The sequence below is a fragment of the Tateyamaria sp. GN1-10 genome, from assembly GCF_055693845.1.
The window spans coordinates 3,043,904-3,056,631 of sequence record NZ_JBVFUR010000004.1; the positions used below are offsets into that span (position 1 = coordinate 3,043,904).

Genomic DNA, 12,728 nt, shown 5'->3' on the forward strand with positions numbered 1-12,728 from the left:
CTGCGTCAAAAACTTTGCGCGCGGCAATTTTGAGACAAATTGCGCCATTTTCCCCCTTACATACGTACGCGAGGATATTAATTGCTCAGTCAATAAAAATTGATCCCCACATTCGGATGGCTGAGATGACGCAATCCCTTACACGTTTTTTGACGACACTTTCGCACGCATTCTGCAATGATCGGTTGGACCTGCTGACCGATCACTTCACCTACCCGCTGCCACTTTATACACGGGGCGAGTTGCTGGTTTTTGGCTCATCCGGTGTGCTGATGGAAGCCCTCGAGCTGTATCGAAACGTGGCCCGCAAATCCCGCATTGCCCAAATCACGCCGCGGGTGGTCGCCACGGGTATCCCGAACAAGGGGTATTCCCAGGTCTGGACGGAATGGGATCACTTCGATGAGGCGGGCACCCTGAAATGCACCAGCCAGGTGCGCTATGCGGTATTTCAGGACAGGATGGCCCTGCATCCCAAGATCGAGATGATCGACTACACCTCCATCGGGTTCCCAGAGGTCTGCGCGTCGCTACCCCTGATGCAGACCGCCTAAGGGAACGCGAACGCGCCTGCCCTTGCCCACATCCGTTGCATTGCCTAACCATGCAGGCAATGCAAATGACCCGGCGGTCCCCGCCGGAGGTGGGAGAGAAATATGACCGACGGCCCCAAATACGGCTTTGACACCCTTCAAATTCATGCGGGCGCGCGGCCCGACCCGGCAACGGGTGCGCGGCAAACACCGATCTATCAATCGACCGCCTTTGTCTTTCGCGACGCAGAACACGCTGCCGCCCTCTTCAACCTGCAAGAGGTTGGCTACATCTACTCTCGCCTGACCAACCCCACCGTTGCCGTTCTGCAGGAACGGATTGCAACGCTCGAGGGCGGTGCAGGTGCTGTCTGCTGTTCGTCCGGTCACGCGGCACAGATCATGGCGCTGTTCCCGCTGATGGCCCCTGGCCTGAACGTGGTCGTATCCACCCGGCTCTATGGCGGGACCATCACGCAGTTCGGCCAGACCATCAAGCGCTTCGGGTGGGAAGCCACCTTTGTCGACTTCGACGATCTTGATGCGGTCAAGGCCGCCATCAATGACAAGACCCGCGCCGTGTTCTGCGAGGCCATCGCCAACCCCGGCGGCTACATCACCGACCTCGACGCCATTTCAGCTATTGCCGATGCGGCTGAAATCCCGTTGGTCGTCGACAACACATCGGCCACGCCATACCTGTGCCGCCCCATCGAACATGGCGCAACGCTGGTCGTGCACTCGACAACCAAGTACCTGACCGGCAACGGCACTGTCACAGGTGGGTGCGTTGTGGACAGCGGCACCTTCGACTGGTCCGCCAATGACAAGTTCCCGTCGCTCAGCCAGCCCGAACCTGCCTATCACGGCCTGAAGTTCCACGAGACATTCGGCCCGCTGGCCTTCACCTTCCACGGCATTGCCATCGGCTTGCGCGATCTGGGCATGACGATGAACCCCCAGGCAGCGCACTACACCCTGATGGGCACCGAAACACTGTCACTGCGCATGGACCGGCACGTCGAGAATGCGGTCAAGATTGCGGAATGGCTCGAAAAAAACGACCGTGTCGATTACGTCACCTATGCAGGCCTCAAATCCTCACCCTATTTTGACCGGGTGAAAAAGATCTGCCCGCGCGGCGCGGGTGGCCTTTTCACCTTCGCGGTCAAGGGCGGCTACGACGCCTGCGTGAAGCTGGTGAACGCGCTGGAAATCTTCAGCCACGTGGCGAACCTTGGCGATGCAAGGTCGCTAATCATCCACTCGGCCTCGACCACGCACCGCCAGCTTACGACCGAACAGCAACGCGCCGCAGGGGCCGCGCCCGAAGTGGTGCGGGTCTCTATCGGGATCGAGGATGCAGACGACCTGATCGCGGACCTGGATCAGGCCCTGTCCAAAGCCGTCAGCTGATCCGGAAAACACAGGGGTGCAGCGGTTCACGCTGCGCCCCTTCTCTGTTTAAGGAAAATCCCGGGGGAGGCTGAAGGCCGGGGGCAGAGCCCCCTGAAAAATGTCGTCGCGCGCAGCGCGGCTTTTGGATCAAGGCTCGAGCGAAAAGCTCATCGACACACGCGCCGTCACGGCCAATTCGCCCGCTGCAATAGGCACATCGGCAGACCGCGCGGCTGCAAACATCTCGGGTCGCGCCGTTTGCCCCCCTTCGCTCAGGCTCAGCACGGGGCCAAGGGTCACACCGGCGGCCTCACTCAATTGCGCCGCCTTCTCCATCGCATCCCGGACGGCAGCAGCCCGCGCTTCGGCCTCGGCCGCACTTGGGTCCTGCAACTGGAATTGCAATCCGTTGAACGTATTGGCCCCAACCTCAAGCACCTGATCCAGTACACCGCCCAAACCATCCAGATCCCGCACGCGCACGGTCACCGCATTGCGCGCTTCAAAGCCGGTGATCTGGCGGTCGGTCGAGTCAAAGCCGCTCCAGACCGGATTAACGTTCAACTGCGACGTCTGGATGTCGCGCGCCTCGATCCCCTGTTCTGACAGCACTGCAATCAAGGCCGTCGCATCGGCACTGACTTTGGCCATCGCATCGCCTGCCGTTTTGTCGACATGCACAACGCCCAATGAAATCATGGCCATGTCGGGGGCAACAGCCACCCGACCTTCACCCGACACGGACAACACGGGTCCGTCATCCTGCGCGGCAACCGCGCCTGCCACCATCATCCAGATCGCGGCACTTACCAAAGTCAGTTTCATAGCAATCTCCAACGTTAATATTGTTCCAACATTTCCCGCGTGGGTCGCACATGCGCAAGCCGGTCACGCGGCTTTTTCTTTGCATGGGCAAAGACCTGCTTTATTCTTTGTGCAACCACCCCCAGTGTTCCGTTCGGAACGCACAGTTGTTATGGGCAAACTATGAAGCCTGAATTTGCGTTATCCTTGTCCTTTGACGGGATCCGACTGCTGCACCGCGCGGCAGGAGGATGGCGTGAAGTGGGTGCAGTGGATGTCGGCACCGACGACCTGACCGGAAGCCTTAAGGCCCTGCGCAAACAAGCCAACGAGGTTAAGAACAAACGGGTCCGTACAAAGCTGATTGTTCCGGACAATCAGATCAAATATCTGACAATCGAAACCGGAGACATCGATCCCGAAGCGCGGCGCGAAGCAGCGAGAGACGCGCTTGACGGTGCCACCCCTTACGCTGTTGATGCGCTCGCGTTCGACATCTCGGTCGATGGGGACAAAACGCATATAGCGGCCGTTGCACGCGAAACCCTGTCCGAGGCCGAAGCGTTTGCCGTCGAGCACCGCTTTCACCCGGTCAGCTTTGTCGCGGCCCCCGAGGGCGACGGGTTTCTGGGCGAACCATTCTTTGGTCAAACGGCGCATGCAGACAATGTTCTGGCCGAAGGTACAGAGGTCGAGCCAGACGGTATTCGCGTCGTGATCGTCTCGCACGAGCCAGAGCCAGAGCCAGAGCCAGAGCCAGAGCCAGAGCCAGAGCCAGAGCCAGAGCCAGAGCCAGAGCCAGAGCCAGAGCCAGAGCCAGAGCCAGAGCCAGAGCCAGAAATAGCTGCGTCGACGCAGGATGCAACCGCCGATGACAGCGCGCCTGAACCCGCGCAGACGGCCAAGGTCGACACACCCGCACCCACCGCGAAAAGTGCGCCGGAACCTGAAGAAAAGGCCGCACCTGGTGACCGCAAGATGTCCGCGGCTCACAACAGCGAAACGCCTCCTTCAAAAGACATCGACGGGGCAAAGGACGATGTGACATCGCCGCCGGACGTCGCGGTGGCCGACAAGCCTGACAAGACTGATCCACAGGTTCCCGCCGCAAAGAAACCAGAGGCCAAGCCGAAAGCCGCAGAAGAAAAAAACGTGAGCGAACAGCTTACGCTGCAGGCCAAGGATATTGTGCCCGAGACCGAAGAAGGTGAGGCTGCAACAGCCCCGGCATCAAAGGATGAAGCGCCGGACGAGGCGTCCGCTCTGATGGGGTTCGCAACACGCCGCCGCGCGACGACAGACGGCGCGTCCGCGGCGCCTCTGGGTGGTGTCACCCGCGATGCCCCGGCACAGCGCCCCGCACCCCGCCTGAACGTCGCCAGCGCGGCAGCAGTCAAGGCGCCTGCCCTCAACCCACAGCAGTCAGCAGCCAAAAGCTTGCGCGCAGCCCCTCCCATTGAAGATCTGCTACCCGAAACACCACCGACACCACAGAAGGCGCCCGCAGAGAAAAGCGGCTTCCTGTCTCGGCGAAAGCCCAAACGGATACCGCCCGCCCCACCCTCGATCCAGCAAGCGCCCGCGCTGGCTGCGCGTGTAAGATCACCTGCGGAGACAGTGGCAGCGGCGACAGATGCCGAAGCGCAGCGCATGACCGTTTTCGGCGCACGGGCAGATGCGCAAGTGGGGGGTAAACCGCGCTTTCTGGGCCTGATCCTGACGGTCATCCTGCTGGTCTTTCTCGCCGGTGTCGCGGCATGGGCCTCGGTCTTTCTCGACGACGGTCTGGCCAAGCTGTTTCCCAAACGCGAACGCACCCTTGCCTCGACCCTCCCCGCTGATGTTCAAGGGGCGTTGGCCGAGGATGTGGGCGCGACGGTTGATCTGAAACCTACGGAGCAGACAGGTGACGAGATGATTGTCGTGTCGCTGAACGAAGGGATCAGCGACGATGGTCTGACAGCCGAAGATGCCGCCGTTCTGGACGCGCTGCGGGATCGGCAACCCAATCCAACCGAGCAGGAAGAAATCGACAGTGCCGCGCTCGAAGCGCGTTATGCGGTCACTGGGATCTGGCCAAAGGCACCGGAAATTCCCCCGTCGCCCTCCGACCTGATCGTGCTCGAAGACCTCTATGTGACCGGCATCGACCCCATCAGCCCGGCACTGGATGCAATTGCCGTGCCTAGCACCCGGTCTTACCTGACCGACGCGGCCCTGCCCGAGATCACATCGCCACCGCCACCGGGCACGCGCTTTGCGGTGGACGACAATGGGCGCATTGTCCCGACCGAGGACGGCGCACTCAGCCCCGATGGGTTTACGGTATTCTTGGGGTCACCCCCACTCAAACCACCCGCAGCCCGTCTGCAGCAGCAGGAAGCGCCAGAGACAAGCAGTGACACGCCGAACACCGCGGCGCTTGCACAGGTCCGCCCGCAGGCCCGTCCGACCGATTTGGTCGAACAGAACGAACGCGCAACGCTGGGCGGTCTGTTGCGATCCGAACTGGCCCTGCTGCGACCCCGCCTGCGCCCTGCCGCCCCCCAAGACGCGGAACCGGTTCAGGACGTCGACACCACCGACCTTGCCGAAGGCGTTGTGACGGAACCGATCAGCGCGCTCGCCGTGGCACAATCCATCCGGCCCGAGACGCGACCCAGAAACTTTGATCGCGTCGTTGCCCGCGCCAGCCGCACGGCCACCGCGTCAGCACCGCAACGTGTGGCCGCTGTGGCCCCCAGAACGGTCACGCCATCCATTCCCTCGTCCACATCGGTCACCCGCGAAGCAACCGTGCGCAACGCCATCAACCTCAGCCGCGTCAACCTGATCGGCGTCTATGGCACACCGTCTAACCGCCGCGCACTGGTCCGGTTGAAAAACGGTCGCTATCAGAAGGTCAAGGTGGGTGACCGCTTTGACGGCGGGCGCGTGTCCGCCATCGGCGACAGCGAGTTGCGGTACCAAAAGGGCAACCGCAACCTCGTCCTGAAGATGCCAAAGGGTTAATCGGAAACCGATAGGGTTTCCGCGCTTGTAGTTTTTGTCAGAAAACGATCGCGTGGCGCTAATCGGCCACCAATTCACCGCTGTTGATCTGCTCCTGCTCAATGCTCTCGAACAGCGCCTTGAAGTTCCCCTCGCCAAAGCCATCATCGCCCTTGCGCTGGATAAACTCGAAAAAGATCGGGCCAATGACCGTCTTGGAGAAGATCTGCAGCAGGATCCTGGTCTCGCCCCCGTCGACGACACCTTCGCCATCGATCAGGATGCCATGTTTCTTCATCCGTTCAATCGGTTCTTCGTGGCCAACAACCCGATCCTTGGACAGATCGTAATAGGTGTCTGGCGGCCCCGGCATGAACTTCAACCCATGTGCGGCAATCGCATCGGTGCTGTCATAGATATCGTCTGACCCCACCGCGATGTGCTGAATACCTTCGCCCTTGTATTTTTTTAGATAGGCCACGATCTGCCCGGTTTCGCCCCGGTCTTCGTTGATCGGAATACGGATGCGCCCACAGGGCGAGGTCAGCGCACGGGACAACAGGCCAGTAAACTTGCCCTCGATGTCAAAGAACCGGATTTCCTTGAAGTTGAACAGGTCCCCATAAAACCGGAACCACTTATCCATGTTCCCCTTGTGCACATTGTGAGTCAGATGATCGAGGTAGAAGAACCCGACACCGCGCGACTTGGACTGCGCCAGCCATTCATATTCGTCATTGTAGGGCGAGGTGTCATAGTACTGATCCACGAAATAGATCAGACTGCCGCCAATGCCGTAGATCGCGGGCACATCCAGCACCTTGCCATCCCCCTCATACGGTTTGGCCCCAAGCTGCACCGCCCGCTCAAAGGCATGCTGCGCATCTACCACACGCCAGCCCATCGACGGCGCGCAGGGTCCATGCTCTTCTACAAAGGGCGCCGCGAAACTATCCGCCTCGGCATTCAGCACGTAAGTGATATCGCCCTGCTGCCACAGCTCAATGTTCTTGGTCTTGTGCTTCGCAACCTTCGCATACCCCATCCGGGCAAAGAGCGCGCGCAACTCTTCCGGCTCGGGATGGGCAAACTCGACAAACTCAAACCCGTCCGTGCCAGCGGGGTTGTTTGCAGAAATGGTCGATTTCGATGCGTTGTGCGGGAACGGGCCCATGGAGATGCCTCCTTGTTCAGGTTTGATGCAAATATGAGGCCTCGGGCGCGCGGTATCCGCGCATAATGCTGCATAGAACTTTCAATCCACGCGCCTTTCGCGCATCATGTGGGCAAAACCAGACCGAACCCCGCACATGCTTGATTCCATCGACACCCGTCTTCTCGCCGCCCTTCAAAAAAACGCGCATCTGACGGCGCAAGAGCTCAGCACCATGCTGCACTTGTCGGCCAGCCAGGTGGGGCGCAGACGCCAGCGGCTCGAGGCTGAGGGCTACATCGAAAGCTACGTCGCGCGTCTGGATGCAAAACGGCTCGGTTTGAACGTTCAGGGATTTGTGCAGGTGCAGCTATCCGTGCACGGGCCAGAGCATGCCGCCAGCTTCGCACGTCTGATCGACACGCAGCCCGAGGTGACAAGCGCGTGGACCATGACGGGTGAGGCCGATTACCTGCTGCGGGTCTACTGTTCCGACCTGACGGCGCTGAACACATTGATCCACGATGTGCTTCTGCCCCATCCCGCCGTCGCACGCGTGCACAGTCAGATCGTGATGGATCAGCTCAAACGCGACGGACCGCTGCCAACCTGAGGCCCATAAGGATCACGACAGCGCCCCCATCTGCCGTGTCCCCGCAGGGCCGGAACCACGATCGCACCCGGGCGCATAAGAACGATTTCGCCTATTACCGCCGCGCATCCGCAGCACCCCAAAGCCAATTCAAGCCAAGTTGTTCCCCTCGCCTTGTATTTCCCGAACGCCGAGGCATCTTGAGAACAGACCGAAACGTACAGGGTCCATCATGGAAAGTTTTCTCTACCAAGCTTCGATCTACCTGGCCGCCGCAGTGATTGCCGTGCCGCTGGCGTCGCGCTTGGGGCTGGGGTCCGTTCTGGGCTATCTGGCGGCTGGTATCGCCATCGGTCCCGTTCTGGGACTGGTCGGGGCCGAAACCGAAGATCTTCAGCATTTCGCAGAATTCGGCGTGGTCGTGATGCTGTTCCTGATCGGTCTGGAATTGGAACCCAGGGCGCTCTGGGACATGCGGCACAAGCTGCTGGGCCTGGGTGGGTTGCAGATCGTTCTGTCCGCCCTGGCACTGATGGGCGTCGCCATGGCCTACAACCAGCCATGGGGTATTGCGCTTGCCATCGGTTTGACCCTGTCACTGTCTTCGACCGCCATCGTCCTGCAAACCCTGTCTGAAAAGGGGTTGATGCAGACCAGCGGCGGGCGATCCGTCTTCTCGGTCCTGCTCACACAAGACATTGCGGTGATCCCGATCCTGGCCTTCCTGCCCCTGCTTGTGGTGACCCTGCCGGTACAGATCACCGGGGACGGCTCGATCACCCGCGCGGTTGGCGAAGACCATGGCGATCACGGTCATGGTGCCACGATGAGCCTCGTTGAAGGCTTGCCCGCCTGGGGTGTCACGCTGGTGACAATCGGTGCCGTCATTGCCGTGATCCTCGCCGGTGTATTTCTCACTCGGCCCGTGTTCCGGTTCATCCACGCGGCCCACCTGCGCGAGATGTACACGGCCCTTGCCCTCCTGATCGTCGTGTCGATCAGCTTCCTGATGATGCTTGTCGGCCTGTCCCCCGCTCTTGGGGCCTTCCTCGCTGGTGTGGTGCTGGCCAGCTCGGAATTCCGACACGAGCTCGAATCCGACCTTGAACCCTTCAAGGGTCTGCTGCTGGGGCTCTTCTTCATCACGGTCGGCGCGGGCATCAACTTCGACCTGCTGTTTCGCGATTGGCCCGCGCTCCTTTCGATGGCGATCCTCGTGATCGGGATCAAGGGCTGCCTGCTCTACCTGCTGGCCGTCTCCTTTAAAATCCGGGGACGCGACCGCTGGCTCTTTACCCTCGGCCTCGCCCAAGCGGGAGAGTTTGGCTTTGTGCTCGTGGCCTTCTCGGTCGGTCAAGGCGTGATCCCGCAAGGCGTGGCTGAAACACTTCTGCTCGTCATCGCGCTGACCATGCTGATCACCCCCCTGCTCTTCATCCTGTACGAGCTGCAATCGCGTCGAGATCGCCAAGCGCGGGGTCGAAATCGAAGCCGACGAGATTGACGAAGACGGCCCCGTGATCATCGCGGGCATTGGCCGATTCGGGCAGATCGTGAACCGCCTGCTGCAAGGCTCCGGGTTCAAGACGGTTGTTCTGGACCACGATATGGAAACCATCGCCCTGATGCGCCGGTTCGGGTTCAAAGGGTTTCTGGGCGATCCCAGCCGCCCCGATATCCTGCATGCCGCCGGGCTCGACAGCGCACACATTCTGGTGGTCGCGCTGGATGACAAGGATGCGTCCACCCGGCTCGTCGCCTATGCTCGCAAGACACGGCCCGATATTCACATCATCGCACGAGCCTATGACCGGGTGCACGTTTACCGGCTCTACCAGGCAGGGGCGAATGACATCGTCCGCGAGATGTTCGACGGCTCGCTGCGCGCCGGACGCTACGCGCTCGAAAATCTGGGCCTTACGGAATACGAAGCTGCCGAAGCCGAGCGGGTGTTCTATGCCCATGACCGGGATGCGGTCCGCCAATTGGCCGAAGTGTGGGACCCCAACATACCTGCATCCAAAAACGATGCTTATGTCGAACGTGCCAAGTCGCTCGAAAAGTCGCTCGAAGCGGCATTGTCTGCACGACAAGAACAACCCAAACGCGCCTGACACGCCGCGTTACCCAGGGTTGGCGGGTGGGCGAATTTGCACAGCAAAGAGAGCACCCGTCAGCCGTCAGACACGCCCGCCTCGGCAAAGGTCGCCATACCGGAATGGCAGGCGATCGCCCCTTTGAGCACCCCCATGGCCAAGGCCGCACCGGACCCTTCACCAAGACGCAGACCAAGGGACAATAGCGGCGCCTTACCCAGAGCATCCAGCATCCGGCCATGTGCCGCTTCGGCGCTTTCATGTCCCGCCACCACGTGATCCAGCGCATCCTCTTGCGTCTTGGCAAGGCACGCAGCCGCAGCGGTACAGATGAAGCCGTCCATGATCACTGGAATGCGCAAAGCTCGGGCGCGGGCAATGGCCCCGACCATCCCGGCCAGCTCACGCCCGCCCAGACGCATCAGTACGTCGAGCCCGTCTGTCGCGGCAGCATGCAAGGCCACCCCGTCCGCAACAACCTGCATTTTGAGCGCCAGTGCGTCGCCCTCGACGCCGGTGCCACGCCCAGTCCAATCACCAGCCTCGCCACCAAACAGCTTGGCCGCGATAGCCGCGGCCGAGGTTGTATTGCCAATCCCCATCTCTCCGACCATCAACAGGTCCGCATCCTCGGCAACAGCATCCCAGCCCGCCCGCAAAGCGTCTACAACCTCGGCCTCGGTCATGGCCGGACCTTGGGTGAAATCAGCGGTTGGCCGGTCAAGATCCAGCGCGACGACGTCCATGCGCGCGCCAAAAGCCTTGGCCAACTGGTTGATCGCAGCCCCACCCTGTTCGAAATTCGCAACCATTTGAACGGTCACTTCCGGCGGAAAGGCGGACACACCGCGCGCAGCAACGCCATGGTTGCCAGCAAAGACGATGACCTGCGGCGCATCAATGGACGGGCGCGCATCGCCCCGCCAGCCCGCATACCACTGCGCCAGATCCTCAAGTCGGCCCAAAGCCCCCGGCGGCTTGGTCAATTGCCCATTGCGCTCTGCCGCACCTGCACTGGCGGCGCTGTCAGGACCGGGCATATCGGCCAATAAAGCGCGCAGCGCATCCAAACTTTCAAAACTCATGGGTCTTGTCCTTGCCTGTTCGTCCCACGCTCTTTACCCAATCGGAACGTACCCGCAAGTCAGGACCGGACATGGCACAGAATGATTCCGACATTGCCCTTGCGGCACGCCTTTGGGACGTGCCGGCCGCTCTGGTCTTGCTGACGCGCCTGCCCATGCCCGCACTGCCCGATCATGCCTTTGCCCACGGTGCTCGGGCCGTGTGGGCCTACCCGGTCGTCGGCTTGGTCTTGGGCGGCCTCCTTGCACTGTTCGCCGCTGTCCTGAATGGACTGGGCTTGAGCGCACCAATCGTCGCCGGTTTGACACTCGGCGCCCTTGTCATGCTGACTGGCGCAATGCACGAGGACGGGCTGGCCGACACGGCAGACGGGCTCTGGGGCGGGCACGACCGCGAACGGCGGCTCGAGATCATGAAGGACAGCCGCATCGGGGCTTATGGTGTGTTGGCGCTGATCGTCGTAATGGGCCTGCGCTGGCTGGGACTGGCCGAGGTGTCATGGACCGGGTTGATCGCCGCGATGATGCTGAGCCGCGCGATGATGCCGCCGCTCATGTTGGCCCTGCCCCACGCGCGCAGCACAGGTCTGTCCCATAGCGTGGGGGCGCCGAATATGGGCGCCGTCGTGGTTGCGGTCCTGATCGGGAGTGTGGGTGCAATACTGCTCGCTGGCAGCGCAGGTCTCATGGCCGCCCTTGCTGCGGGTGCGGTCACCCTTGGCGTCGGGCTGGTGGCAAACGCCAAGATCGGGGGACAAACAGGCGACATTCTGGGCGCGACACAAGTGATGACCGAGATCGCGGTTCTGCTCACCCTGGTGACAATGTCCCAATAGAAAACGTGCCCCCGCAGGGACACGTTTTTTGTCAAATCGTTGCGACTTTCGTCAGCCGGTTCTCAGGCAGCGATCCGGCTGCTCAGGACGTCGCCCACTTCCTTGGCGGCAGCAATCTCGTCCCCGCCGGATACGGCGGCCACTTCGCGGGTCAGACGCTCGAGTGCCGCTTCATAAAGCTGACGCTCGGAATAGCTTTGCTCGCGCTGGTCGTCGGTACGGTGCAGGTCGCGGACCACCTCGGCAATGGCGATCAGATCGCCCGAGTTGATCTTTTGCTCGTATTCCTGCGCCCGGCGGGACCACATGGCGCGCTTGACCTTGGCCTTGCCTTTAAGGGTTCTCATGGCCTGGCTGATGACATCGGGGCTGGACAGTGCACGCATCCCGATCTCGGTCGCCTTGTTGGTGGGCACACGCAGTGTCATCTTGTCCTTCTCGAACGAGATGACGAACAATTCCAGTTCGATACCTGCCACTTCCTGCTTTTCCACGGACGTGATCTGACCCACACCGTGCGCGGGGTAGACGACGTATTCATTGGGGCGGAAGTCGAGTTTCTTAGATTTTGTCATTCCTGATCCTCATGCGACTCCGGGTTGGCCAGCCTTTTGACAGTCAAAACCGCATCAGGCGGGGCATGCGCTGCCACGTCTTGGTGCGGTTCGGGTCAAAATTTCAGTCAAATCTGTCGCGTTGGCGACGGATCAGGGCAGCGTCCATCTGTCTGTTGCTCAAAGAGTATATCACAAAAAACGGGCTCTCGGAAGTTTACTCAAAGGAAACTTTCGGAAGCCCCTGATTTTCCAAGTCATTCCGTCTCGATTTCAGGGCAAAGAAACCACCCCAAAGCGATTCGGTCACTTAGCCGCCCTCGCCCGGATTTTCCGAAAACATATCCATCTTACCCTCTTTGCCGTCCATCTCTTCGGCGGTGGGCAGCGGGTCCTTCTTGGTGATGATCACCGGCCACATCTCGGAATACTTGCGGTTGAACTCGACCCACTTTTCCATGTCCGGCTCCGTATCGGGGCGGATCGCGTCGGCGGGGCATTCGGGTTCGCACACCCCACAGTCGATGCATTCATCGGGGTGGATCACCAACATGTTCTCGCCCTCGTAGAAACAATCGACCGGACATACCTCGACACAGTCGGTGTATTTGCAGGCAATGCAGGCGTCGTTGACGATATAGGTCATAAGGGGTGTCTCATCTTGTCGGGCATAGCTTAGCTAAAGG

The 12,728-nt window shown here is 60.8% G+C and carries 10 protein-coding genes and 1 pseudogene; 6 read left to right on the forward strand and 5 right to left on the reverse strand.

Going from position 1 to position 12,728, the window contains the following annotated elements; genetic code table 11:
- Window positions 1–116: 116 nt before the first annotated feature.
- Together ACZ1HN_RS17070 and ACZ1HN_RS17075 are read left to right on the forward strand one after the other, a co-directional pair.
- On the forward strand, window positions 117–554 hold the full coding sequence (locus ACZ1HN_RS17070; RefSeq protein WP_299597852.1) for a hypothetical protein: 438 nt from the start codon (window positions 117–119) through the stop codon (window positions 552–554).
- A gap of 102 nt (window positions 555–656) precedes the next feature.
- Window positions 657–1,949: an O-acetylhomoserine aminocarboxypropyltransferase/cysteine synthase family protein gene (locus tag ACZ1HN_RS17075; protein ID WP_472728360.1), complete on the forward strand. Its 1,293-nt coding sequence runs from the start codon at window positions 657–659 to the stop codon at window positions 1,947–1,949.
- Between the two features lie 129 nt (window positions 1,950–2,078).
- Here the strand turns inward: ACZ1HN_RS17075 and ACZ1HN_RS17080 are convergent, their stop codons facing one another.
- Window positions 2,079–2,756, reverse strand: a complete 678-nt coding sequence (locus ACZ1HN_RS17080; protein ID WP_299200930.1) for an SIMPL domain-containing protein — start codon at window positions 2,754–2,756, stop codon at window positions 2,079–2,081.
- A gap of 162 nt (window positions 2,757–2,918) precedes the next feature.
- Here ACZ1HN_RS17080 and ACZ1HN_RS17085 point away from each other — a divergent pair, with 162 nt between their 5' ends.
- Window positions 2,919–5,747: a hypothetical protein gene (locus tag ACZ1HN_RS17085; RefSeq protein ID WP_472728361.1), complete on the forward strand. Its 2,829-nt coding sequence runs from the start codon at window positions 2,919–2,921 to the stop codon at window positions 5,745–5,747.
- A gap of 58 nt (window positions 5,748–5,805) precedes the next feature.
- Here the strand turns inward: ACZ1HN_RS17085 and hppD are convergent, their stop codons facing one another.
- Window positions 5,806–6,900, reverse strand: a complete 1,095-nt coding sequence (gene hppD, locus ACZ1HN_RS17090; RefSeq protein ID WP_472728362.1) for a 4-hydroxyphenylpyruvate dioxygenase — start codon at window positions 6,898–6,900, stop codon at window positions 5,806–5,808.
- A gap of 136 nt (window positions 6,901–7,036) precedes the next feature.
- Between hppD and ACZ1HN_RS17095 the strand changes: the two genes are divergently transcribed.
- Entirely contained in the window at window positions 7,037–7,492 is a 456-nt protein-coding gene (locus tag ACZ1HN_RS17095) for an Lrp/AsnC family transcriptional regulator (protein WP_299597867.1), read from the forward strand.
- Between the two features lie 211 nt (window positions 7,493–7,703).
- A pseudogene (locus tag ACZ1HN_RS17100) lies at window positions 7,704–9,585 on the forward strand (cation:proton antiporter domain-containing protein).
- A gap of 59 nt (window positions 9,586–9,644) precedes the next feature.
- On the opposite strand, the gene cobT reads toward ACZ1HN_RS17100, so the two are convergent.
- The gene (cobT, locus tag ACZ1HN_RS17105) at window positions 9,645–10,652 is read right to left on the reverse strand and encodes a nicotinate-nucleotide--dimethylbenzimidazole phosphoribosyltransferase (RefSeq protein ID WP_472728363.1); all 1,008 of its coding nucleotides are present in this window, start codon (window positions 10,650–10,652) and stop codon (window positions 9,645–9,647) included.
- Between the two features lie 71 nt (window positions 10,653–10,723).
- Between cobT and cobS the strand changes: the two genes are divergently transcribed.
- Window positions 10,724–11,488, forward strand: a complete 765-nt coding sequence (gene cobS / locus ACZ1HN_RS17110; RefSeq protein ID WP_472728364.1) for an adenosylcobinamide-GDP ribazoletransferase — start codon at window positions 10,724–10,726, stop codon at window positions 11,486–11,488.
- Between the two features lie 62 nt (window positions 11,489–11,550).
- On the opposite strand, the gene ACZ1HN_RS17115 is transcribed toward cobS, so the two are convergent.
- Window positions 11,551–12,063 (reverse strand): CarD family transcriptional regulator, encoded by a 513-nt coding sequence (locus ACZ1HN_RS17115; RefSeq protein ID WP_299200952.1) that lies wholly within the window; start codon window positions 12,061–12,063, stop codon window positions 11,551–11,553.
- Window positions 12,064–12,352: 289 nt separating this feature from the next.
- Window positions 12,353–12,688 carry a ferredoxin FdxA gene (gene fdxA, locus ACZ1HN_RS17120; RefSeq protein WP_299200954.1) on the reverse strand — a complete coding sequence of 112 codons (336 nt, stop codon included), beginning with the start codon at window positions 12,686–12,688 and terminating at the stop codon, window positions 12,353–12,355.
- Between the last annotated feature and the right edge of the window lie 40 nt (window positions 12,689–12,728).